Origin of the sequence: Streptomyces sp. NPDC126503 (assembly GCF_040302405.1) — a bacterium.
Taxonomy (GTDB): Bacteria; Actinomycetota; Actinomycetes; order Streptomycetales; family Streptomycetaceae; genus Streptomyces; species Streptomyces gulbargensis.
In genome coordinates this window covers 11903-35672 of the sequence record NZ_JBEORS010000030.1, presented here as the reverse complement: position 1 = coordinate 35672, position 23770 = coordinate 11903, and the positions used below count along the sequence as shown (strand labels likewise).

At 72.3% G+C, this 23770-nt stretch carries 18 protein-coding genes and 1 pseudogene; 8 read left to right on the top strand and 11 right to left on the bottom strand.

What is annotated here, in order from left to right; genetic code table 11:
• The first annotated feature begins 4 nt into the window (after positions 1-4).
• Positions 5-1165: a GTP-binding protein gene (locus ABTY40_RS27890; protein ID WP_352062029.1), complete on the top strand. Its 1161-nt coding sequence runs from the start codon at positions 5-7 to the stop codon at positions 1163-1165.
• Between the two features lie 261 nt (positions 1166-1426).
• On the opposite strand, the gene ABTY40_RS27880 is transcribed toward ABTY40_RS27890, so the two are convergent.
• Positions 1427-2293, bottom strand: a complete 867-nt coding sequence (locus tag ABTY40_RS27880; RefSeq protein WP_352062028.1) for a GNAT family N-acetyltransferase — start codon at positions 2291-2293, stop codon at positions 1427-1429.
• Positions 2294-2898: 605 nt separating this feature from the next.
• Here ABTY40_RS27880 and ABTY40_RS27875 point away from each other — a divergent pair.
• Positions 2899-3306, top strand: a complete 408-nt coding sequence (locus tag ABTY40_RS27875; protein WP_352062027.1) for an FKBP-type peptidyl-prolyl cis-trans isomerase — start codon at positions 2899-2901, stop codon at positions 3304-3306.
• An 80-nt stretch (positions 3307-3386) separates the two neighbouring features.
• Here ABTY40_RS27875 and ABTY40_RS27870 read toward each other — a convergent pair whose 3' ends face one another.
• Positions 3387-3590: a hypothetical protein gene (locus ABTY40_RS27870; RefSeq protein ID WP_352062026.1), complete on the bottom strand. Its 204-nt coding sequence runs from the start codon at positions 3588-3590 to the stop codon at positions 3387-3389.
• Between the two features lie 167 nt (positions 3591-3757).
• Positions 3758-6925: an amidohydrolase family protein gene (locus tag ABTY40_RS27865; RefSeq protein ID WP_352062025.1), complete on the bottom strand. Its 3168-nt coding sequence runs from the start codon at positions 6923-6925 to the stop codon at positions 3758-3760.
• 471 nt (positions 6926-7396) lie between these two features.
• Here ABTY40_RS27865 and ABTY40_RS27860 point away from each other — a divergent pair, with 471 nt between their 5' ends.
• The 3 genes from ABTY40_RS27860 to ABTY40_RS27850 all read left to right on the top strand — a co-directional run bounded on the left by ABTY40_RS27860 (position 7397) and on the right by ABTY40_RS27850 (position 9730).
• Entirely contained in the window at positions 7397-7975 is a 579-nt protein-coding gene (locus tag ABTY40_RS27860; RefSeq protein WP_352062024.1) for a GNAT family N-acetyltransferase, read from the top strand.
• Between the two features lie 208 nt (positions 7976-8183).
• Complete coding sequence (locus ABTY40_RS27855; protein ID WP_352062023.1) at positions 8184-8279, top strand: putative leader peptide; 96 nt, start codon at positions 8184-8186, stop codon at positions 8277-8279.
• 53 nt (positions 8280-8332) lie between these two features.
• Positions 8333-9730, top strand: a complete 1398-nt coding sequence (locus ABTY40_RS27850; protein WP_352062022.1) for a sulfatase family protein — start codon at positions 8333-8335, stop codon at positions 9728-9730.
• 82 nt (positions 9731-9812) lie between these two features.
• Here the strand turns inward: ABTY40_RS27850 and ABTY40_RS30955 are convergent.
• The 5 genes and pseudogenes from ABTY40_RS30955 to ABTY40_RS27830 all read right to left on the bottom strand — a co-directional run.
• Positions 9813-9959: pseudogene (locus ABTY40_RS30955) on the bottom strand (DUF8825 domain-containing protein); the annotation flags it as partial.
• A gap of 866 nt (positions 9960-10825) precedes the next feature.
• Positions 10826-11671, bottom strand: a complete 846-nt coding sequence (locus ABTY40_RS27845) for an ABC transporter ATP-binding protein (protein WP_352062021.1) — start codon at positions 11669-11671, stop codon at positions 10826-10828.
• The gene (locus ABTY40_RS27840; RefSeq protein WP_352062020.1) at positions 11668-13482 is read right to left on the bottom strand and encodes a dipeptide/oligopeptide/nickel ABC transporter permease/ATP-binding protein; all 1815 of its coding nucleotides are present in this window, start codon (positions 13480-13482) and stop codon (positions 11668-11670) included. The genes ABTY40_RS27845 and ABTY40_RS27840 overlap by 4 nt, the downstream gene beginning before the upstream one ends.
• Entirely contained in the window at positions 13479-14420 is a 942-nt protein-coding gene (locus tag ABTY40_RS27835; RefSeq protein WP_352062019.1) for an ABC transporter permease, read from the bottom strand. The genes ABTY40_RS27840 and ABTY40_RS27835 overlap by 4 nt, the downstream gene beginning before the upstream one ends.
• A gap of 77 nt (positions 14421-14497) precedes the next feature.
• Entirely contained in the window at positions 14498-16027 is a 1530-nt protein-coding gene (locus ABTY40_RS27830) for an ABC transporter substrate-binding protein (protein WP_352062018.1), read from the bottom strand.
• 245 nt (positions 16028-16272) lie between these two features.
• On the opposite strand from ABTY40_RS27830, the gene ABTY40_RS27825 reads away from it, so the two are divergent.
• A complete protein-coding gene (locus ABTY40_RS27825) occupies positions 16273-16932 on the top strand; it encodes a TetR/AcrR family transcriptional regulator (RefSeq protein ID WP_352062017.1) in 660 nt (219 codons plus the stop codon).
• On the opposite strand, the gene ABTY40_RS27820 is transcribed toward ABTY40_RS27825, so the two are convergent.
• A complete protein-coding gene (locus tag ABTY40_RS27820; protein ID WP_352062016.1) occupies positions 16922-17824 on the bottom strand; it encodes an SGNH/GDSL hydrolase family protein in 903 nt (300 codons plus the stop codon). The genes ABTY40_RS27825 and ABTY40_RS27820 overlap by 11 nt on opposite strands.
• Positions 17825-18178: 354 nt before the next feature.
• Here ABTY40_RS27820 and ABTY40_RS27815 point away from each other — a divergent pair, with 354 nt between their 5' ends.
• Together ABTY40_RS27815 and ABTY40_RS27810 are read left to right on the top strand one after the other, a co-directional pair.
• Positions 18179-20491 (top strand): glycoside hydrolase family 3 C-terminal domain-containing protein, encoded by a 2313-nt coding sequence (locus ABTY40_RS27815; protein WP_352062015.1) that lies wholly within the window; start codon positions 18179-18181, stop codon positions 20489-20491.
• Positions 20488-21705, top strand: coding sequence for a serine hydrolase domain-containing protein (locus tag ABTY40_RS27810; RefSeq protein ID WP_352062014.1), 1218 nt, complete (start codon positions 20488-20490; stop codon positions 21703-21705). The genes ABTY40_RS27815 and ABTY40_RS27810 overlap by 4 nt, the downstream gene beginning before the upstream one ends.
• Positions 21706-21799: 94 nt before the next feature.
• On the opposite strand, the gene ABTY40_RS27805 is transcribed toward ABTY40_RS27810, so the two are convergent.
• Positions 21800-22378, bottom strand: a complete 579-nt coding sequence (locus ABTY40_RS27805; protein WP_352062013.1) for a TetR/AcrR family transcriptional regulator — start codon at positions 22376-22378, stop codon at positions 21800-21802.
• A 10-nt stretch (positions 22379-22388) separates the two neighbouring features.
• A complete protein-coding gene (locus tag ABTY40_RS27800) occupies positions 22389-23690 on the bottom strand; it encodes a glycoside hydrolase family 1 protein (RefSeq protein WP_352062012.1) in 1302 nt (433 codons plus the stop codon).
• Positions 23691-23770 lie beyond the last annotated feature (80 nt).

The following is a 23770-nucleotide window of genomic DNA, read 5'->3' as shown; positions in this document are numbered from 1 at the left end:
CCTCATGGCGCCCACCCACCGGCTCCCCGTGACCGTGCTCTCCGGGTTCCTCGGGGCCGGCAAGACCACCCTGCTCAACCACCTGCTCGGCAACCGCGAGGGCCTCCGCGTCGCCGTCATCGTCAACGACATGAGCGAGGTCAACATCGACGCCGCGCTCGTCCGCGGCGGCGAGGCGGCCCTGTCCCGCACGGAGGAGCGCCTGGTCGAGATGACCAACGGGTGCATCTGCTGCACCCTGCGCGACGACCTCCTGGAGGAGGTCGACCGGCTCGCCCGCGAAGGCCGCTTCGACTACCTGCTCATCGAGTCCAGCGGCATCTCCGAACCCATGCCGGTCGCCGCCACCTTCTCCTTCCCCCGTGACGACGGCGCCACCCTCGGCGACCTGGCCCACCTCGACACGATGGTGACCGTCGTCGACGCGGCAAACTTCCTGGCCGAACTCGCGGAGGGCGACGAGCTCGTCGCGCGCGGCCTCGACCAGTACGAGGACGACGAGCGCACGGTCAGCGATCTCCTCATGGACCAGGTGGAGTTCGCGGATGTCATCGTCCTCAACAAGCTCGACCTCATCCGAACGGAGGAAGCTCACCGGCTCCGCGCCGTGCTCTCCCGGTTCAACCCCGAGGCGCGAATCGTCCCTGCCGTACGAGGCCGGGTCCCGCTCGAACACGTCCTGGGCACCGGCCTGTTCGATGTCGAAAAGGCCCAGCAGGCGCCGGGTTGGGTGAAGGAAATCAACGGCGACCACGTTCCCGAGACGGAGGAATACGGCATCTCCTCACTCGTGTTCCGCTCCGACCTGCCCTTCCACCCCGGGCGATTGTGGGCTTTTGTCACCGAGGGACTCGACAGCGGCACCTGCGGGCGGATCCTGCGCTCCAAGGGCTTTTTCTGGCTCGCCAGTCGGCCCCAGGTGACCGGCCTGTGGTCCCAGGCCGGCGCCGTCGCCCGCTTCGAACCGTCCGGCGCCCGCGGCCCGGAGACCACACAGGGACAGGAACTGGTCTTCATCGGCACCGGCCTGCGCGCCGACGCCCTTCGCACGGCCCTGCGCACCTGCCTGCTGGCGCCCGGCGAGGCCGTGCCCGCCGACGACGACTTCCCCGCCTGGGAGACGTACGGCATCGAGGACGCCTGCGAGCACGAACAGGCGGCGTAAAAGCCCCTACACTCCGGGCCGGACGGTGGTCGCAGCCACGGCACCGTCCGACCCGGCCCCTTCACCGCTCCGGCAGGACCCGCCTGGGTGCACCTGTGCGTATCTCCCACAAGAGCCCGTCCATGGCCTGGCGATGTTCCCGCCACCGGCGACGACGCTCGCTGGAGCGCGGCAACAGCGGAATCCGAACGTCCACAGAGGGCGTCCGGGGCCGGCCAGGTTCAGCGACGGGGCCTGTCCGATACCGTCGCCTGCCCATTCTCAGGCGGCTCGGCTGACGTCCAGCCGTTCGGGCGAGGCCTCGTAGCCGGCTGCCTTGTAGGCGGCGACGGCGGCGGCGTTCGAGGTCGGGGTGCTGACGAGTGCGCTTGACGCACCCAGTTTACGCAGCGCCGCCGCAGCGGCGAGGCTGATCGCCGTGCCGTAGCCGCGACCGCGATGGTCCGCGTGCACGCCCACCGGCTCCAGCAGGCCGGGCTTGCCGGGCCCGGCCGACCAGACCGTCGCCGCGGCCACCGCGTTGTCCTGGTCGTCGTAGCCGATCAGGCAGCGGGCGTCGGCATAGACCGGGCCGGCCGCGAGGACGTGCCAGAGCTCCTCGGTGAACGCCGGGCTGCCGAACGCCGAGCGGTGCACTGCGGTCCGCACGCCGGCCGTCTCCGGACCGGCCACCTCGATCCGCAGGCCGGATTCCTTCACCGGCTCGGAGAGGCCGCGGCGCAGTGGCGTCCACGACTCGTCAAGAAACCAGCCTGCCTCCAAGAGGACCTCGCGGAGCAGGGCACCGCTGGGGATTTCGAGGCCGACTCTCCCGGGCGGCAGGACCCCGCGCTCCGGATCATCGAGGTCCGCCAGCAGCCGGCGCGCCAGATCACCGTCCTGCCGCAGATCAGGCGCGGTCGTCAGGCGCAGCAGATCAGGCTCGTCCAGGTATCCGACGGCGATGATCCGTCCGTCCACGCTCCAGGTACGGATCGCCGCGGCCAGCCTCTCCGCGCCCAGCGCCCAGGCCCAGCCGAGGTCTCCTGGATGGAGTTGCAGCGGCGTGTGGTCGTCCTGCCATACCCGGAGGGCATCCACGACCCCGGCCAGCCCCCCGACTCCGGGCTCGTTCAGAACGATCGTCATGTCCCGCATCTCACACCATCGCGGTGACCGACCGCACCCGGTTTTACTCGGCCGGCCAACCCCTGACAGGCGGACAGGCCGCCCGGGCGCGGTCCAGTGGTAGGTCTGCGCCTCCGTCACTGGTTGATGGAGGAGCCAAGGGGGCGGCGGCATGGGTGTTGTGCTGGGCGGCTCAGGAGGTCCCGAAGGCGGGTGCGAGGAGGTCGCCCATGCCACCGGCGAAGGCCCGGGTCGCGGTGGTGAAGGGTGCGCCCAGGGTGGCTGTGGCCAGGCCCTGGCCGACGATGGTCGATGCTCCGGTCCGCCGCGGACTTCTATCCCGAAGAGCGGGACGAGCTGGCTCATGGTCAGGTTGGTGAGCCGGTAGACCGCGAGGAGTAGGGATTCCAGCTGAAGGCTCCCACGGCTGGCCCTTGCGGACGGCGCCCGCGTCCTGGCGCCGCAGGAGGTGTGCGAGGCAAGCGGGTGGGCACATGGGGCTGTCTTCTTGTCCCAGGCAAGGGAGAGAACAGCGGTCCATCCCCCGAGCAGCGTCCGTGACCGCCACGAGACCGGCATAGGCTGCCATGGAGAGTCCGTGTGTCCGCATGGTGTGATGAGGTTGTATGGGTGAGCAGACGAAGCCCGAGGTCGACGTTCCGAAGGGTGCCGCTCCCACCGAGCTGACCATCCGCGACCTCGTTGTCGGTGATGGGGCCGAGGTGAAGCCGGGCATGGTGGTCCGGGTGCACTACGTAGGGGTGACCTTCGAGTCCGGCAAGCAGTTCGACGCTTCCTGGGACCGCGGGGAACCGTTCAAGTTCGCCCTGGGCGGCGGCAAGGCCATCAAGGGCATGGACCGGGGTGTGCGGGGAATGAGAGTCGGCGGTCGGCGCGAAATCGTCATTCCTCCGCGTCTCGCCTACGGCAAGGAGTCCCCGTCACCGCTGATCCCGGCGCACTCGACCTTGGTTTTCGTGGTGGACCTGCTCGACTTGTACTCTCCGAGCGCCGGGTGGAGCAGCGCGTCCTGAGGTGGGTCGGCTGCCCCGCGCCGTCGCGGACGCGCGGCGGAACCACGGACAGCCGCCTCGACCTGGGCCTGGAGTTGACCTCAGCAGCGACGGTGTCCGGCCCCGACCGGGACGCCCAGCAGCTGCTCCTCGTCCAGCACCGGGAGTGCGCGCGTCTCGCCGCCACCGACCCGGGGCCCGCTGCGGGGGCGTGGCGCTGCAGTGGGCGAGGGCCCCTGCTGGTCCTGGCCGACGCTGAACGCGACGCCGGCCGCCGGGATGGCGGGCGGAGTGGACTGAGGCATACGAGTTCTACATGCCCGGCGGGGAGCAGTTTCTCGGCCCCTTCGGCCCTGGCGGGCCCGAGTGAACACCCCGCGTACGACCTCCTCGGCGACGCCGGCCCGCTGATCCAGCCGGTGCCTGTCACCCGGCGTGACCTGCCCGAGCGTCACGGGCCGTGGAAGACGGTCTAGGAACGGAACGCCGTGCCCGGCTGCGAGCACGAGCCCTGTTGCAGATGGTGGGCAACGTCGAGCCAGGTCCCGGACCGGGGGGTCGGGTGGGTGGTGGTCTCCCGGGAGCGGACCAGGTCCTCCTGGCGGTGGACAACCCCGCCGCGCAGGACCAGAGTCGTGTGCACGAGGCGGCCGAAGTCGGTGAAGGGGTCTCCGTCGACGATCGTGAGGTCGGCGATCTTCCCAGGTTCGACGGTGCCGAGGTCGCGGTCGACCCCGAACAGCCGTGCCGGGACGGTGGTGACACAGTGCAGCGCCCGCGCGGCGGTGAAGCCGTGCTGGTGAAGGGCGCGCAGGCCCAGGTGGAGGGAGAGTCCGGGCGGGACCAGCGGTGCGTCGGTGCCCAGGGCCGCCCGGGCACCGGCGGCGGTAAGGCGCCGGTAGTGGGCCATCTCGGTGGCCAGAGCCGCCCGCTGCGCACCGGTGGGCGGGGTGTGCGCGCGCTCGGCGACGGCGGCGGCGTCCCACGGGGGCATCAGGGTGCGCACCCGGGGATCGTCGGCCAGCGCAGGGTCCGCGCCCAGAAGGTACTGGGCCGAGAACGGGGTCATGACCAGGCCGAAGCCGCCGTCGGCATACTGCTCGACGGTGTCCTGGTACAGGTGGCCGGCCGGAGTCGTGGCGTGGCCGTAGGGCAGCCTCTGGGTCGCCTGGAGGTGGGTGGTCAGGCCCTGCCCGGCCGCGCGGCCGGGCGCGCACAGGTGGCTTCCGCTGGGCACCCCGAGCCGGTGGGCGGCCCGCGCGGCCTGGGCCATGACCTCGCCCGAGGCGCGGACGTAGGTCTTCACGAAGTCGACGTCCATCGTGGTGGCCCGCTCCAAGCTCCGCGCCACACCGGCGGCCGTCCGGTGGGCGCGCCCCATGGCGTACGCCGTCCGGGCACCGTCGATGAGTTCCGCGCAGGCCAGCAGCCGCGGACCGGTGCTGTGCCCACCCGCGAGGGACTCACGCAGCCGGACAGCCTCGTACAGGGACGCGCCCAGGCAGGCGGTGGTGGTGATGCCGTAGGCCAGCGCGGTCAGGGCGTGCCGGGCCCCGTAGATCGCGCTGTAGGGATGGGTGTGGCTGTCGAACAGGCCGGGCAGGACGGTGCCATGGGAGACGTCCACGGTCCGGTGGCCGGGGCGGCGGGCGCGGTGCGGTTCGACGGCGGTGATCCGGGAGCCCTCGATGAGGACGTCGACGTCGTCACGGAGCGCGGACCCGGTGCCGTCCCACAGCAGGCCGGCGTGGACGCGCAGCCGCTCCCGCTGGCGCGCCGGGCGGTGGGTGAGCGGTACGGGCAGGGTGCGGGGCCGCGCCGGAGCGGGACCGTCGGCGAGGTCCAGGAGGCGGAGCCGGCCCGCGGACAGGTAGAGCAGGGTGCCGGAACCGCCCCAGCTGGGGTGGTCGGCCGGTTCGGATGTGAGCCGGCGCGGGGGGCCGACGGGGGTGCCGTCGGCGGTGACGGGCAGGAGCCACAGCACCGACTCGGCGACCAGTGCCATCCAGCGGCCGTCGGGCGACCAGACGGGTCCCGCGGCGGCGCGGTCGGACAGGGACTGGTGCGGCGCGGGCAGGTGGCGCCTCTCGGTGCCGGTGCGGGTGTCGAGCACGCGGATGAGGTGGTAGCCCTCGCGGAAGCGGTGGTTGAGCCGGTTGCGGTCGCAGAAGGCGAGGTACCGGCCGTCGGGTGACCAGGTCGGCGCGCCCGGCGGGCCGTCGGTGGCCAGCGGCCGGGCCAGCACCCGCTCGTGGCCGCTGGTCAGGTCGCGCAGCAGCACGGTGCCGGTGACATCCCGGCAGGCGAGGACGGAACCGTCCGGGGACAGGGCCGGGTACAGCCGCCCCGGCCCGGTGACCGGCTCGTCGCGACCGGTGTCGGGATGCAGCCGGCGTACGGCGGTCAGCCCGTCCCGGTCGGTGCAGTACAGCAGACTCCGCCCGTCCGGAGCCCAGGCGGGCATCTGGAGGTGGTGCACGGCGGCGGCCCGGAGCAGCTCACGGGGCCTGCCGCCCAGGGGCTGCAGCCACAGGGCGTTCAGCGCGACGAACGCCACGGTGCTCCCGTCGGGCGACAGGGCGGGAAGATGGATGCCGCGCACCCGATCGGTGACGGCGGGGGAGGACGGCCTGATGTACCGCCGGGTCCGCGGGACCGCCATGTCGGCGGTGAAGGGCACGTCCCGCACCGAGCCCGACGGACCCAGCGTACGAATGCGCACGCTGCCGTCGGCCACGTAGACGATCCGGTCGTCACCGAGCCAGCACGGCGGCGCGGCCGCCACGTCCTCGTCCCCGGCCACGGCCCGGCCGTCGACGAGCAGCACCGCCCGGCCGGCCGGCAGCCCCGGGGCCGCGGCGATGCTCGTCAGGTACACGCAGGCCACCCGGCCCGACGGTGACACCGACGGACACATCAACCGTCCGTCCGCCACCTCATGCACCACCACCTGTCCCGCAGAGCCGTCGACCGGCACCCGCACCAGCGTCAGCCCGCCGTCGTCACCCCCGCCCTGCTTATGGGCGGCACGCACGCACACCACGGACCGTCCGTCCGGCCACCACGCCGGGTCGAAGTCCTCGAAGTCACCGCCGGTCAGCCGTACGGCCCGGCCGCCGTCCGGGTCGGCGGTCCACAGACCGAACGGCGCCCCGGTCACCGGGTCACCCCCGCGCTCGGAGGCGAAGACGAGACGGGTGCCGTCCGGCGACCAGGCCACACCCCGGTCGTCCCAGGGCCCGTCGGTGATACGCCGCAGCGCGCTGCCGTCGGTCCGCAGCGTCCACAGGTGGAAACCACCGCCCCGGTAGCCACCCACCGCCAGCGTCGCGCCGTCGGGTGACAACGCAGGACGGGTGGCCTCCAGCTCCCAGTCCGTGATCCGCGTCGCCGCCCCGCCCTGCGGCGAGATGCGCCACAGCACGCCCTGCACCTCGGCGATCAACACGGACCCGTCCCGCGATGCGGTGACCGACCCTCCCGTCACCTCGCGGAACCGGAGGACGGTTTCCCCGGCGTCGCCGGACCCGGCAAGGCCGGTGGCGGCAGCCGCCTCGGCCGCGGCCGGGACCGCCGTCACGGCCAGCCCCGCCGCGGAGGCCCGCAGCAGGCTGCGCCGGCTGAAGCGTCCCTCGCCCATCCTCGTTGCTCCCCTCACCACAGCCCCGTTTCGCGCCGGTCGTCCCGGGATCCGCCGACGGCTCACTCCATGCTGTCCGGCACCGTGGCCGATCGCCGCACGACGCACCGAACCCGGCCGGTTGTTCGTGCACCGGCCGCGGGAGCGCTCGGCCGCCCGGCCCCCGCTGTGGCGCGCGCGGCGGGCACGACGATCGGCTCCCGCGCCGCGCAGACGTCGCACGCCCACCACGCCGGAACGGCACCGGCGCCGCCCCGACCTCGACGTCGTACGGGACGGCGTAGAGGCCCAGGATGCCCTTCTCTGCCTCCAGCGAAGCAGGACCTGGCAGCCCTCAAGCCGGACCAGCGACGCAGGCCGATGAACCCGAGTGCGCAGGAACGTCGCGAGTGCGTCCCGGGGGCCGCAGAAGCGCAGCAGGACGGACTCGGCCGCGGCGCCGATGTGCGTGGCCCGGGTTACGGTGAGCCCGTGGACGATGACAAGCGGGCGGTACGTCTGGAGCCCTGGTCCGAGGACGACGCGGCACTGCTGCGGGTTTTGAACGCTGCGGAGTTGACGGCGCACCTCGGCGGACCGGAGACCGAGGCACAACTCACCCGCCGCCACCGCCGGTACGTGGACCTGAGCGCCGACACCACGGGTGCGGGACGCATGTTCCGGATCGTACTGCTGCCGCAGGAGGAGGTGGCGGGCTCCATCGGGTTCTGGTCCCGTGAGTGGCGCGGCACGCCGGTCTACGAGACGGGGTGGGCAGTGCTGCCCGGCTTCCAGGGGCGTGGTGTGGCGACAGCCGCCACGCGAGCGGTGGTGGCCGAGGCGCGGGCCGCTGGGTCCCGCCGCCATCTGCACGCCTTCCCGTCGACGGGGAACGCGGCCTCGAACGCGGTATGCAACAAGGTGGGGTTCGAACTGCTCGGGGAGTGCGCCTTCGAATACCCGCCGGGCCGTCCGATGCGCTGCAACAACTGGCGGCTCGACCTCGCCCCTGAGAGATCCTCACGCGATGTGTCGCCCCGGGATTGTCCGCTGACATCGGACATGAACTGAACGGCAGGGAACAGGGTGGCGGTCGACACCGGCCAAGAACAGGGGGCACAGGCTCCGGACGGGACGTATCGGGTGCGGGTGGAGGCCACGGCGGAGAGCCGCACGGTGCTACTCCCGAAGAAGGCCGGCCGACGCCTCGTTGCGGCTGCGTGAACTCGACGGCGATCTTCTTGACCGAAACCGGGACCGGCTGCCAACGTCCCAGGTCATGAGGCCCACTGCTGTCCGCCGGCACGTGTGCGTCGCGCTCGTGGAGCGCCGCCACGTCGACCTGTGCCGCCACTCCAGCGCCGTCTGTCGCTGACCCGCGCCCGCGTACGCCCCTTCTTTCTCTTCTTCACTTCGTCAGGATCACGCATGCCCGAGATATCCCGTCGTGTCTTCGGTGGGCTGGTCGGCGGCGGGGCCGTCATGGCCGTTGCCGGTACGTCCGCCACCGCGTCCGCCACCCCCGGTGAACGCCCGTTCCGCTCACGCCCCGCCGCCCTCCGGCCCCGCACACGTCCCAACGTCCTGTTCATCCTCGCTGACGACCTCGGCTGGGCCGACCTGTCGTCCTACGGAGCCCCGCACATCCGCACGCCGAACCTGGACCGGCTCGCCGCCCAGGGCATACGCTTCACCAACGCCTACTCCGGGTCGGCGACCTGCTCCCCGACCCGCTTCAGCCTCTACACGGGCCGCTACCCCGGGCGCACCGCAGGCGGGCTGGCCGAGCCCATCGGCAGCCGGACCCAGGGCCTGGACCCGAGCCACCCCACCCTGGCCTCGTTGCTGAAGAAGGCCGGTTACGCCACCGCTCTGATCGGCAAGTGGCATTGCGGCTGGCTGCCGGACTACAGCCCCACCAAGTCCGGCTGGGACGAGTTCTTCGGCAATTTCGGCGGTGCCCTGGAGTACTTCTCCAAACTGGGCCAGCTCGGCGACTACGACCTGTACGAGGGCGACGCGACCTACAAGGACCTGCGCTACTACACCACTGTCCTCACCGAGCGTGCTGTCGAGTACGTCACCCGCGACCACGACCGGCCCTGGCTGTTGAACCTCAACTTCACCACCCCCCACTGGCCGTGGCTCACCGAGGACGACCAGGAAACGGCTGCGGAGATCGCCGCGGAGATCCGCTCCGGGAACGTACTGGGCGCACTGCTGCACAACGACGGCGGCTCGGTGGAGAAGTACAAAGAGATGGTCGAGAACCTGGACGCCTCGGTCGGCAAGGTGCTCGCCGCGCTGCGCCGCTCCGGCCAGGAGGAGAACACGGTCGTCGTCTTCGCCAGCGACAACGGCGGGGAGCGTTTCTCGTACCAGTGGCCCCTCAGCGGCGGCAAATCCCGCCTGCTGGAGGGCGGCATCCGGGTGCCGACGATCCTGCGCTGGCCGGCAGGCATCGACGCCCGCCAGGTCAGCCACCTGCCCCTCTACTCGCCGGACTGGACGGCCACCCTGTTGGACCTCGGCGGCGCCCGGCCCGACCCGGCGTACCCGCTCGACGGGCACAGCCTCGCCGGCTACCTGCTGCGCGGCGAGCAGGTACCCGAGCGGGACCTGTTCTGGCGAGTGCGCGGCAACCGGGCTCTCAGACGCGGTGACTGGAAGTACTACCGCGACGCGAACGGCCGAGACCACCTGTACAACCTGGCCACCGACGCCCGCGAGCAGGCCGACCTCGCCGCGGACCGGCCCGCGCTGCTCGCGCAGCTGAAGGCGGCCTGGGAGAAGATCGACACCGGACTCCTGCCGTACCCGGCGTGAGGCAGGTCCGTCGCCGGCCAAGGATGCCGCGGTCGTAGACCGCCATCCGCACGGTCGCGCACGCAGGCTCCAGCTCCAGCCCGTTCCAGTACGGGTGCGTGGAGGCGGCCGCCGACAGGTCCGCGACCTGTCGGCGCAGCCGCTCCTCCTCCGCGGACCTGCTCGCGGGTGTAGCCGAGGGACGGCTCACAGCCGCCGGTGACCTCCCCGCTGTGGGAGTGGGTGGCACCCGGCCACTCCCGGGTGAGGCTCGACCGACCACGGCAGCGCCCGGCGAGCGGCCCCTCGGCAGCAGCCACCCCTGTCACTGCGGTGCTACGAGCCGGCCGGTCGGTGTCATGGTCCAGGCGCTCGGCGGCGTCCGGGCCCGTAGGCAGGGGGCCAGGCATCATGAGTTGATCGTCTTCAGATACCAGCCGGGAAACGCCCGTTCCCCGGGAAGCGGGCAGCGGCCACCCTTCGCGGATGACCCTGAACCGCATCGAGGACGACGTCCGCCTCGCCGACGCGGCGGCGTCCAAGCCGCCGGCGGGCGCGGAGTGGCGTTCGACGGTCGGGCGGGCGCCTTGGTACAGCAGGGCGGATGTCTGCAGCGGCCCGGGCACACGTCGGCCTGCCCGTTAGCGGCGCCCGCGCGGGCGCATCAGCCGCGGGTCGACTGCCCGGGCGATCGGTTTCACCGGAGAAACGCTCCTGCCCACCCCCGCCCGATGGCGTGCGGTGTGAGGCGCAGCTTCGGACGTCGGCACCGCCGTCATCGACGGATCCCCCCGAATCGTCGGGCCGACTCGGATACTCCGGCCCGTACACCGGCGCCGTCCTCAGACGACGTGCCAAGCATGCGCGTGCGCCCGCGCCCCCTTCCACCGGAGCCGCGGAACCGCTCCTCGTCCTCACGTGTGCCGTGCCCCCAGCCCAACCTGCCCAGCTGAGCGACGCCATGGTGCCTGCGGCGCTCAGCGCCCGCGGTGCGCCCGCCTGCCCGGCCCGGCCCGCTCCGTCATGTGAAGCCGGGCACGCATCCGCCGCGGGCGGGGGAGGGTATTGCCACGTCAGCCACCCAAGCGCGAAGGCGACGCATGACCGCGGCCGACGTCAGGCGCTCACGCGCCGCGCCTCCCGGCGTCGGCGCTGGGCGGCGACGTTCGCGACGGGTGCGGCGAGCATCAAGGACCGGGTGTAGGCGTGCTGCGGCTCCGTGGTGACGGTGTCCGCGTCGCCCGTCTCCACTATCTCGCCGCGGTGGATCACCGCCACCCGGTGGCTCATGAAGCGCACCACCGACAGGTCGTGGGTGACGAAGAGATAGGCGGTTCCGGTCTCCTCCTGAATCTCCAGGAGGAGGTCGAGGACGGCTCGTCGGGTCGTGAGGTCCAGGGCGGACACGGGCTCGTCGCAGATGACCAGCCGGGGGCGCAGCGCCAGGGCGCGGGCGATGGCGACGCGCTGGCGCTGGCCGCCCGAGAACTCGCGGGGCAGGCGGGCGGCGGCGTCGACAGGCAGATGGACGCGGTCCAGGAGATGACGCACCCGGCCTCTGGCCTCCCGGGCGCTCGTGCCCTGGCCGATCAGCGGCTCGGCGAGGATGTCCCCGATGGTGAGGGAGGGGTTCAAGGAGGAGTACGGGTCCTGGAAGACGACCTGGAGGTCGCGGCTCAGCACGCGGCGGCGGGCGGGGCCGGCCTGGTCGATCCGCTCTCCGGCGAAGGTGACGGTACCGGAGCGGACGGGGACGAGTCCGAGGACGGCGCGGCCGATGGTGGTCTTGCCCGAGCCGGACTCGCCGACCAGACCGAGGGTCTCACCCGGCCGGATGTGCAGCGACACGCCCTTGAGCACCTCGTTGAGCGGGGCGCGTCGGCCGGTGCCGGGGTACGCGACGCGTAGGTCACGCACCTGGAGCAGGGCCTGAGCGCAGACAGCGGCTTCGGTGGCGGTCATACGGTGGTGCTCCTCGCCTCTCGGGGGCGCCAGGAGGCGCGTGCCGGCGCTTCGTCGAGGACGGCACCGAGCAGGGTCCGGGTGTAGGGGTCCTCGGGGGAGTGGAGGACCTGTTCGGTGGGGCCGGTCTCCACGATCCGGCCGCCGTTCATCACGGCGACGCGGTCGCAGAGGTCCGCCACCACGCCCAGGTCGTGGGTGACCAGGAGGACACCGAGGCCGCGGTCCTTCTGCAGCCGGCGCAGCAGGTCGAGCACCTCCGCCTGGACGCGCACGTCGAGCGCGGTGGTGGGTTCGTCCGCGATGAGGAGTTCGGGATCGCAGGACATCGCGCCGGCGATGAGGACACGCTGGGCCATGCCCCCGGAGATCTGGTGGGGGTACAGACGCAGGGTGCGCTCCGGGTCGGGGATCTCCACCAGGCGCAGCAGTTCGACGGCGCGTCGGGCGGCCTGCGCGCGGGAGATGCCGAGAACGTGGCGCATGGGCTCCGTCAGCTGGCTGCCAATGGTGAACGCGGGATCGAGGTTGCTCATCGGCTCCTGCGGGACGTAGGCCACGGTGCGCCCGCGGAGCGCGCGGCGGGCCGGTTCGGGCAGTCCGACGACCTCCTGTCCCTTGACGAGCACGCTGCCGCCGCCGATCCGTCCGCCGTCGGGCAGGATGCCGAGCACGGCGAAGGCGGTCTGGGTCTTCCCGGAGCCGGACTCGCCGACGAGCCCGACGATCTCCCCGGCGCGCACGTCGAGGTCGACGCCGTGCACGACTTCCTTGCCGGTGCCGTCCGGCCGGGCGTAGACGACGGTGAGGCCGCGCACCGAGAGCAGGGTGGTGCGGTCGCCCGCGGGTGCCGCGTCGGCCGAGGGTGCTGCGTCGGTGCGGCGGCGCCCGGTCCGGCGGGGGCGGACCGGCTCCCCGGCGCGGTCCTCCAGTACGTCGCGCAGTGCCCCGGCGAGCAGCACGAGGGCGCCGTTGGTCAGCCCTAGGGCAAGGCCCGGCCACAGCATCAGCATCGGTGCGCGCTGGATGTTCTGGAACGCCTCGTTGAGCATGGCGCCCCAGGTGGCGGAGGATCCGCTGCCGACGCCGAGGAACTCCAGACCGGCCTGGAGTCCGATCGCGACGCCCGCGACGAGCGCCACCTGGATGATGACGGGCCCGCGGACCACGATCAGGATGTGCCGGGCCACGATACGGACGTCGGAGAGCCCGGACACCTTCGCGGCATCCACGTACAGCTCCTTGCGCACGCCCGCGACGATGCCGCGGACGAGGCGGAAGAAGCTCGGTGCCGCGAGCACGCCGAGCACGATCATCAGGGCCCAGACCTGAGGCCCGAGGATGGCGCGGGAGGCGAGGAGCACGACCATGGCGGGCAGCGCCATGACCAGGTTGACGGTCCACCCGGCGGCGGAGTCGAACCAGCCGCCGCGGTAGCCCGCGTACAGTCCGGCCGGCACGCCGAGGGCGAGCGCGATCCCGAGGGCGATCAGTGCCCCGCCGAGTGTGTTGCGTCCGCCGTGCAGCAGGCGGGAGAGGATGTCCCGGCCCGCGGAGTCCATTCCCAGGGGATGGGCGCCGCTGGGGCCGGCGAACGCGTCGCCGAGCGAGGACGCCGCGGGGTCCTGCGGCGCGAGCCAGGGCGCCAGGAGGACCGCGAGGACGAGGAGCAGCAGCACGGCGGCGGACACGGCGCCGAGCGGGTTGCGCAGGAGCCGGCGCAGGACGTCGCCCCGGCGGGCGGGCGGTGTTCCCCTCTCTGCCGCGCGGGCCGGGGTGGCGGGCACGTCGGCCGGAAGGTGCTCGCTCATGCGGACCTCGCCTTCGGGTTGAGCCAGCCGATCAGGACATCGACCAGGAGGTTGATCAACACGACGCCGATCACGGTGAGCATGACCAGCGCCATGATCACCGGGATGTCGCCGCGGGTGGTGTAGAGAACGGTCATGCTGCCGATGCCGGGCAGTCCGAAGATCTGCTCCACGATGACGGCGCCGCCCAGCAGTCCCACGAACTGCATGCCGAGGACCGACAGCGCGGGGGCGGAGGCGTTGCGCAGCACGTGCCGGAACACGATCCGCCAGGCGGGCAGCCCGCGAGCGCGCAGGGTACGGGCGTAGTCCTGGCGCAGTACGTCGATCACCGCGCCGCGTACCTGCTGGGAGACGCCGGCCACGGACGCCAGCGACAGGGACAGGACCGGCAGGGTGATGGTCGACAGCCAGCCGCCCGGCGACTCGGTGAACGGGATGTACCCGATGGCCGGGAACAGGTTCAGGCGGACCGCGAAGACCAGCACGATGACCAGCGTCACCAGGAAGCCGGGGAGCGCGTAGCCCACGACACCGAGGACCTGTACGAAGCGGTCGACGGCGCCGCGCCGGACGGCAGCCCAGACCCCGAGCAGGAACGACACGACCGTGGTGACGAGGGTGACACCGAGCATCAGACTGGCGGTGACCGGCAGCCGGCTCGCGACGGCCTGGCCGACGTCCTCGCTGGTGAACCAGGAGGTGCCGAGATCGCCGCGCACGGCGTGGGCGAGCCAGTCGGCGTACTGCCGGAGCACCGGCCGGTCCAGGCCCAGGGAGGCGTTCTTGGCGTCGACGGCGGCCTGGTCGGCGCCCTGGCCGAGGAGTTGACGGCCGACGTCCGTGCCTGGGACCGACAGCAGCAGATAGGAGAGGAACGAGATGACGACCAGGAGCACGGCCCCGGCCGTGATCCGGCGGGCGATGAAGGACAGCATGGCACTCGGTATCCGTGACCGGCCGTCGGGGGCGGGGCGGGTGTGCGTGCCCGCGGCGGACCGCCCCCGACGTGGCCTCACTTGGCGGGGGAGTAGTTGTAGATCGAGGGGACGGCCATGCCGGACTGCGGGCTGATCTTCACGCTGCCGTCGGAGACGTGCAGGTAGGTCATCCGGTAGAAGGGCACGAACCACCCCTGCTTCACCAGATGCTCGTTGAGTGCCCGCACCGACTGTTTAGCCTGCTCGGCCGTGCCGGTCTGGATGCGGGGGATCAGCTCGCGCACGGTCGCGTCACTGGTGCCGAACATGTTGAAGGCGCCGGGTGTGACCAGTTCGTTGACCACGACCCAGTCAGACGAGGACTGGCCTATGTTCATGACCATCCCGGAGTAGGCGCGGTCCGTGAACACCTTCTGCACCGCCGAGGCGCCGTCGAGGTCGTCCCAGACCAGGTTGACGCCGATGGCCTTGAAGTCGGTGGCGAGCGAGGCGGCGAGAGCGTCGTTGACGATGGCGGAGATCCGGGGGAGCTTCAGGGTGAACCCCTTGGCGTAGCCCGCCTGCCGCAGCAGCGCCTTGGCCTTGGCCGGGTCGTGGGAGTAGTACGTGTCCAGTGACCTGTCGTACCCCTGGGTGTCGGGGCCGAAGACCTGAGAGGTGATCTGGCCGCGGCGCTGGCGGATGGCACTGAGCATGGTCTCGCGGTCGATCGCGTGGTTCATCGCCTGGCGGACGCGCGGGTCCTTCAGCGCCGTGGTCAGCTTCCCGTCGCGGTCGAAGAGCAGCAGCCCCTGGAAGTCGAACTCCTGCTTGGTCGTCTTCATCCTCGGGTCCGACTCGATGCTGACCTGCTGGTCGGCGGCCTGGAGGAGGGCCGCGTTCACCTGACCCGTCTTCAGGCCGTTGACGATCGCCGTCTCGTTGTCGAAGAAGATGATGGTGATGTTCTCGTAGGGCAGCCGCTCGCCCCAGTAGTCGGCGTTGCGCCGGAAGACCCACTTGGTGCCGATCGTGGTCTTCGCCTTGTCGAGGCGGTACGGGCCGGTGCCGTCGGGAGCCGTCTTCAGGCTGTCGGCCTGGCCGAACTTCTTCGGGTTCGCCATCAGGCCGGCCGCGTCGCTCAGGTAGAAGAGCATGGCGGGATTGGGCCGCTCGAGGTCGAGCGTCACGTGCGTGGCGTCGGCGACCTTGACCGACTCCAGGTCCTTCAGCCACTTGGCGTCGGCGCCGCCGCCCTTCTTGAAGCGCTCCATGTTCGCCTTGACCGCGGCACCGTCGAAGGCGGTGCCGTCGGCGAACTTCACGCCCTTGCGCAGGGTGAGGGAGAGCTGGGTGCGGTCGGCGTTGTACTTCCACGAGGTGGCGAGCATGGGGCTGAAACGGCCGTCCGGCTCCCGCTTGACGAGCGTGTCATAGGCGGCCTGGAAGAACGGCAGGGAGCTGCCGACCGCCTGGGCGGGGTCGAGGCTCTGCGGGAACGTCATGGTCGCGATGTTCAGCTGCGACGAGCCCGCGCTCTCGGTGCCGGAGTCGGCGCATCCCGCCAGGGCGAGGGACGCCGCCACACAGGCGGCGACGGCCCCGGTTCGGGTGGTTGTGGTCATGAGGCGGCTCCGTCTGGAGGGCCGGGGAGGACGTCCCGGGCGAGATTGGCGGTGAGCTTACCCGCGGAACCAACCACTTGGTAGGTTCCTCACGGGCTCGTAGTTGACTGGCAGATGACGTGCGGCTGCGCCCGCGGGCCGGCGCGTTCCGGAAGGGGCCGTAAGGTGCTGCTTCGCGATCCACCGGTGCCGGCCGCGCCCGCGAGGCGGGGCGCACGGCCCGACGACGGCAGGAGACCGCCGACTTGAGCGCACGACCCGAGGGCACCCCGCGCCGCCTGCCGAAGGGCGAGCGGACGCGGACCCGCATCCTCGACTCCGCGACCGAGCTGTTCTCCCGCTCCGGCTTCAACGCCGTGTCGTTGCGGGACATCGCCGCGCACGCGGGTCTGACCCACGCCGGAGTGCTGCACCATTTCCCGGGCAAGGAGTCCTTGCTCATCGAAGTGCTGGACCGCCGCGACCGGGCCGACGCGCACGCCGTCTTCCCCGGCATCACCCACCCGGGCACCCCCGAGCCGGGCCCGGGCGTACGGCTGCGCATGCTGGTGGAGCTGGTCGCCCGCAACAGCGGGACGCCCGGCCTGGTCGCGCTCTACACGAAGCTCTCCGCCGAGGCGACCGACCCCGGGCATCCCGCGCACCACTACTTCAGGGAGCGCTACCGCATCCTCCGGGAGGAGGTGGCCGTGCTCGTCGAAGCCCTCCGGGCCGAGGCCGATCCGCCCGTCGACGTGGATCCGGCGGTCGCCGCCCGGCAGTTGCTGGCACTGATGGACGGATTGCAGACGCAGTGGCTGCTGGAGCCGGAGGCGGTGGACATGGAGGTCCTGGTGTGTGACTTCCTGCTTCGGCTCGGACTCGATCCGGAAGGCGGCGCGCGAGGGGGCGGCCTCAGCGCGTGAGGGAGGCGAGGATCGCATCGGCCGTACCGCGGTGCCCGGCCGCGTTGGGGTGGAATCCGACCGCCTCCGCGGTGTCCTCGGGTTCGATCCAGCGCACGCCCGCCGGCTTGCACACGTCGTGCCCGATCGACGGCCCGTAGGCGTCGACGTACCTGGCGCCGTGGGCGGCGGCCCGCTGGGCGAGCATGGTGTTGAGGTGCTTCTCCTTGTCCCGGAGCCAGGGGAAGTCCCCCTGGGCGAGCGCCACCGTCTCCCGGCAGGCGGTGCCGTCGTCGGGAAAGAGCACCGGGTACCCGACCAGGAGCACCCGTGCCTGCGGAGAGCGGGCGTGGATCTCTTTCAGTACGGCCTCGATCCGCGGTGCCGTGGCGTTGATGCGGGAGCCGATCTCGTCGGTGCCGAACAGGGTGTAGCTCTGCTTGCACGGCGAGCCGTAGGGCGCCACATACCCGAGGAGGACGCATCGGGTGATGACGCCGGGCAGATCGAGGTCGTTGCCGCCGATGCCGAGGGTGACCAGAGTCGTGTCGGGTCGCAGGGCGTCGAGCTGGGGCGGGACGGTCTCCTGCGGGCCCGTCAGGTGGCTGGTGGTGGCGCCCGCGCAGGTGACGTCGGTGAACGACGTCGCGCCGAGGGCGCGGGCGACCAGGGTCGGGTAGTTGGCGGACGAGCGCCCGCAGAGCGCGTCGGTCTGCTCGGGCACGCCGGGTCCGGAGCTGAAGGAGTCGCCGAGCGCGACGTAGCGCACCGCGTCGGCCGTTTCGGCCGTCGGGCCCGCCGAAGCGGCCGTGGTCGTGACGGCGAGTACGGCGAGGGCCGCCGCCGAGGTGACCGCGGCGCGTGCCGCCCGTGTTCCCGGGGGTGGGCTGGAGGGCTGACTGGTGGGACGCATGACCGTTCCTCGTCTCGTCGGTGAGCGGAAGGCAGGCGCGGTCGCAGAACGGCGGACGGTGTTCCGGAGCGACGCGGCTCGAGCACGAAAACCGTACGATGATCGGTTTCTGGCCGTCAATACGTTGCGCGGAGGTGAACAGGTCTGCGTCTCCGCGCCTTTACCGGCGGGTAGGTGAGGTCTTGACAGTGAAAACCGATCACTTTACGTTTTTTGTGTAGCTCGGTCGCCGACACGGCCCTCCGCTCCCTCCGGACGGGGACGCCCTCACCCCCCGTCAGCGGACGGCCCCCGTCCGGGTTTCGGGCGACGGGGCGGCTCCCCCCTTGCTCACGACCCCGATAGGTGCGCCGCATGACCCAGCAGACCCCGTCGACGCCCGCCACCGCCCCGGCGCCACCGCTCACCCTCGCCGAGAAGGCGTCGCTCACCAGCGGCGCGGGCGACTTCGTCACGCAGGCCGTCGCCTCCGCCGGCCTGCCCGCCGTCACCATGTCCGACGGCCCGCACGGCCTGCGCCTGCCCAAGGAGAGCGGCGACGGCGGCCAACTCGACCTGCACAGCACCGCACCGGCCACCTGCTTCCCGCCCGCGGTGGCGTTGGGCAGCAGCTGGGACCCGGACCTGGTCCGCCGCGTCGCCGGTGTCATCGCCGCCGAGGCCGCCGCCCACGGCGTACACGTGGTGCTCGGACCCGGCATCAACATCAAGCGGTCACCGCTGTGCGGGCGCAACTTCGAGTACTTCTCCGAAGATCCGTGGCTCACGGCCCAGATGGGCGGCGCCATGGTGCGCGGGCTCCAGGAGGCGGGTGTCGGAGCGGCGCTCAAGCACTACGCGGCCAACAACCAGGAGACCGACCGCATGCGGATCAGCGCCGACGTCGACGAGCGCCCGCTGCGGGAGATCTACCTGCGTGCCTTCGAACGCATCGTCCGCCGTGACCGCCCCTGGTCCGTCATGGCCGCCTACAACGGCGTCAACGGTGTCCCCATGTCGGAGAACACCCGGTTGCTCACGGACATCCTGCGCTCCCAGTGGGGCTTCGACGGCGTCGTCATGTCCGACTGGGGGGCGGTGCGCGACCGGGTCGCCGCACTGCGTGCCGGACTCGACCTCCAGATGCCGGGCACGGGCGGGCGCGGCGACCGGGAGGTCGTCGCCGCGGTGTCCGCCGGCGACCTCGACGAGACGGTGCTGGACACCGCGGTCGAGCGGCTCGTCCGCTTCGCCCGGCGCGCCACGCAGGCCGTGCACACCGGCGGCGACACGCGTGCCGGGGAACACCACCGCCTGGCCGGAGAAGCCGCGGACCGGTGCGTCGTGCTCCTGAAGAACGACACGGGGCTGCTGCCCCTCGACCCCGCCTCCGGCACGGTGGCGGTCATCGGCGAACTGGCCCGCACGCCGCGCTACCAGGGCGCCGGCAGCTCACAGGTGACGCCGACCCGGCTCGACACGCCCCTGGACGGCCTGCTGCGGCTTGCGGAGGGTGCTCGTGTGGACTTCGCCCCGGGCTACCCGCTCGCGGGCGTGACCGGCGGGGACACCGAACAGGACCTGGCGGAGGAAGCCGTACGACTTGCCGCCACCAGCGACACCGTGGTGCTCTTCCTCGGTCTGGCCGCACAGGACGAGTCGGAGGGCTTCGACCGCGACCACATCGACCTGCCGGCCGGCCAGGTGCGACTGCTCGAGCGGATCCTGGCCGTCAACCCACGGGTGTGCGTGGTGCTGTCCAACGGCGGGGTGGTGAGGACCGCCCCTTGGCACACGGAGGTACCCGCCCTGATCGAGGGCTGGCTGCTCGGCCAGGCGGGCGGCGGGGCCCTCGCCCGCGTGCTGTTCGGCGCGGTCAACCCGTCCGGGAAGCTGGCCGAGACCATCCCGCTGCGGCTGGAGGACGCCCCCAGCCACCTGTCCTTCCCCGGCGAGGAAGGCCGAGTGCGGTACGGCGAGGGGGTGTTCGTCGGATACCGCGGCTACGACGCCCGCGGCTGCGAGGTCGCCTTCCCGTTCGGCCACGGGCTGTCGTACACCAGCTTCGCCTACTCCCGGCTGCGCGTGGAGCCGCGCGAGGACGGTGAGGCGTTCACCGTCACGGTGACCGTCACCAACACCGGGCACCGCCCCGGGCGCGAAGTGGTCCAGTTCTACACCGCCGGCCCGGCCGGTTCCGAGGTCGCCCGGCCGCCCAGGGAACTGCGCGCCTTCACCTCGGTGTTCCTCGCCCCCGGCGAGAGCCGGGAGGCGGCGGTGGAGCTGGCACGCGCCGACCTGGCCCACTACAGCGAACGGGAGGGCGGCTGGCGGGTCGAGGGCGGCGCATACCGCGTCGAAGCGGGTGCCTCGTCGCGTGACATCCGGCTCTCCGCCGAGGTGACCGTCACCGGCGACCCGTCGCGCCTGCGCCTGAGCGGCCGCAACACGCTCGCCGAGTGGCTGCGGCATCCCGTGGGCGGTCCCCTGCTCAGGGACAGGTTCGCCCGGGCCAAGGGGCAGAGGGCCGAGTCGAGCGCCATGGACGACCCGGTGTTGCGGCGCTTCCTCGCCGGGATGCCGCTCGACGTGATCTCCGAGTTCCCGCAGAGCCCAGTGTCCCCCGAGGGCGTGGCGGAACTGGCCGCGCTCGCCGCCGCCGAACCGCCGCGAGGAACAGCCGGATGACTCGGCTCGCCGCGGTGAGGGGCACCGTACGGCCCGGCTGGGAGGGCGTACGCGAGGCCTTCGCCCGCGGGCAGGCGGACGATCCCGGCGCCGCGCAGCTGACCGTCCACCACCGTGGCCGGCAGGTCGTCGATCTGTGGTCTTCCGGCACGGCGGCGACGGCGCGGCCGTTCGGACCCGAGGCCATCGGAGTGCTGATGTCCGTGTCGAAGGGCATGGTCGCCGTCTGCGCCCATCTGCTGGCCGAGCGCGGTCTGCTGGACCTCGACGCGCCCGTCCCCCGTTACTGGCCGGAGTTCGCGGCGGCGGGCAAGGCAGGGACGACGGTGGCCGATCTGCTCTCCCACCGCGCGGGGCTGCCCGCCTTCACCGACGAGCCGGCTGGTGTCGCGGTGCCCGCCCTGCTCGACCGGGACGCGCGCGTCCGCGCCCTCGCGGCGATGCGGCCGGTGTGGGAGCCCGGTACGGCCTACCTCTACCACGCCCTCACCCACGGCCACCTGGTCGGTGAGGTCGTCCGCCGGGTGACGGGGACCAGCATCGGGGCGTTCTTCGCCCGGGAGGTGGCCGGGCCGCTGAGGCTGGACCTGTGGCTGGGGCTGCCCCGGCGGGAGGAACACCGCTTCGTCCCGCAGTTCGCCACCAGGCCGGGGCCCACGGCCGCGGACGTCGCGCGGGCGGTCGATGCCCTCGGCCTCCCCCCGGACGACCGTCTGACGTCCGTACTGAGGGCCGCCGCCTCCGAACTGGCCGCCGTGACGGAGGCGTTCGGGACCCGCCGGGGACGGGCACGGGAGTTCCCCGCAGCGGGCGGGATCGGCAATGCCCGCTCCCTCTCCCGGTTGTACGCGGCGCTCATCGACGAGGTCGACGGCGTACGGCTGCTGTCCCGTTCCACCGTCGACAGGGCGCGCACCCCGCACACGGATCACCTGCGGCCACCCGAGCCCCTGGACCGGTTCGACGGCCCCGACCGGTCCCGCTTCGGCCTCGGCTTCGAACTGCCCCGCCCCGGCGAACCGCTGCTGGGCGAGGGGTCCTTCGGGCACGCGGGAGCGGGCGGCCGCCTGGGCATGGCGCACCCTGAGAGCGGCCTCGCGGTCGGCTACGTCTGCACGGCCATGTCCTGGGAGCCGTCGGCGGGCCCCGACCCGCGCTGGACGGAGTGGACGACGGCCGTTCGGGAGGCGGCGGACGGCCCCGTACGGGGCTGATACCCGGGCCGGCGCCACTCGTCGTACGGAGCGAGGGCGGCACGTGGAAAAGGGGGCGGGACCCGGAGGCGCCGCCCCCTGGCCGACCCTCCGCTCAGGTGTCCCGGCCCGGATCGAGGAGCCGCATGATGTCGTCGATCGGCTGCTCCATGTCCGTCGAGCGGTCGATCAGCCACTGCAGCTGAATGCCGTCGGCCACCGCCAGCAGCAGGACAGCGAGCCGCTCGGGAGGGACCACGGTGGTCATTCGCCCCTCCTCCATGCGGGTGCGCACGTAGTCGGCGACCCGTTCGCGCAGCACCGGGTAGCGCTCGGAGAAGTGCGCGTGCGCCGGGTGGCCGGGGTCACTGGCGGCCGCCGCCATGGACACGAACAGCTCCACCAACCCGGGAGTCTTCGCCCCCTCCCGGATGATCTCCCGGTAGCTCTCCGGGCTGGTGCGCTCGTCCTGCCGCTGCCGCGCGGTCTCGTCGCGCATCCGCAGCACCTGGGTGAGCAGGTCCTCCTTGGAGTCGAAGTAGTGCATCAGGCCGGGCAGGCTGAGATTGCACCGGGCGGCGACCTTCCGCAGCGAGGTGCCCCGGTATCCCTCGGCCGCGAAGATGTCCAGAGCCGCGTGCAGGATCTCCGTGCGCTTCGCCTCGCCCTTCTCGTACGGGCCCCGTTTCGCCATGCCTGCCAGCCTAACCCGCAGGGGTGACGTCGGAGGACGCGGCGGCGGGGCAGCCGGGGGTGTCGGGGAGGCGCCCGGAACGGGCCAGCGAACCCAGCCAGCGGGCCGACCCCTTGGGCCGGCGCGCGAAGGAGTGCGGATCGACCGCGATCAGCCCGAACGTCGGCCGGTAGGAGCCCCACTCGTAGTTGTCCAAGGCGCTCCAGTGCAGATAGCCGCGCACGTCGACGCCGTCGCGCATGGCCGCGGCCATGCTCGTCAGGGCGCCCGTGGTGTAGGCGATGCGCAGGTCGTCGTCGTCCGTGGCGATGCCGTTCTCGGTGACCAGGATGGGGACGTGCGGGCCGACCACGGCGGCCGTGTGCCGCACCGCCTCGCCCAGAGCCTCGGGGTAGACCTCCCAGCCGGTCAGCGTGGTCGCGGCGCCCGGCGGCACGGGCAGCGGGCCGCCCGGCCCGATCCGGTGCCGGGTGTAGGCCTGCACGCCGATCCAGTCGTCCTCGCGAGCGGCCTCCAGGAACACGTCCTCGCGAGGGCCGGCGTACGCGGCGGCGACCTCCTCGGCTCCCGGTTCGGCTTGGTAGACCTGGTTGGCGACGGTCCAGCCGATCCGCAGCGCCGGGTCGGCCGCCTTGAGGACGTCGAAGGCGGCACGGTGCGCCCGGACCAGCGCCCGGGTGACCTCGGCGTCCGGTTCCAGGCCGCCGGGGTTTGGCGCGGCGGCGCCCGTGTCGCCCACGCCCCCCGCCGGGCCGGTACCGCGGTCGCTCCTGCGGGCGGCACCGCGCAGCACGGTGTGCATCAGCGCGATCATGTTCGGTTCGTTGATCGTCACCACGTGGCGGACGCCCGCATCGAGAATGTCCGCGGCCACCTTCGCGTAGGCCGCGAAGAGGTCCGCCGACTCGGGCGAGGTCCAGCCACCGAGCGCGCTGAACCACAGCGGTGAGGTGAAGTGGTGCAGTGTGACCACCGGAGTCAGCCCGCGCTCCAGGGCTCCGCGCACCATGGCGCGGTAGTGCTCGACGGCGGCCCGGGAGATGCGCCCCCGCTCGGGTTCGATCCGCGCCCACTCGATGCCGAACCGGTAGGCGTTGAAGCCGAGGCCGCTCAGCAGGTCCATGTCCTCCGGCCAGCGGTGGAAGCTGTCGGCCGCGTCGCCGCTGGGCTCGGTGACGAAGCTGTCCGGCCGGTTCTCGAGGGCCCACCAGTCGCTGGAGACGTTGTTCCCCTCGACCTGGTGGGCGGAGGTGGAGGCTCCCATGAGGAAGCCGTGCGGCAGCACGAGACCGGGCCCGGTCGGGGGTGTCATACGGGGGCTCCTTCCGCTGCGGAACCGGGGCGGCGCGGGGCCGGACGCGACTCCGTCAAAAGCGTTCATTGATCGGTTTT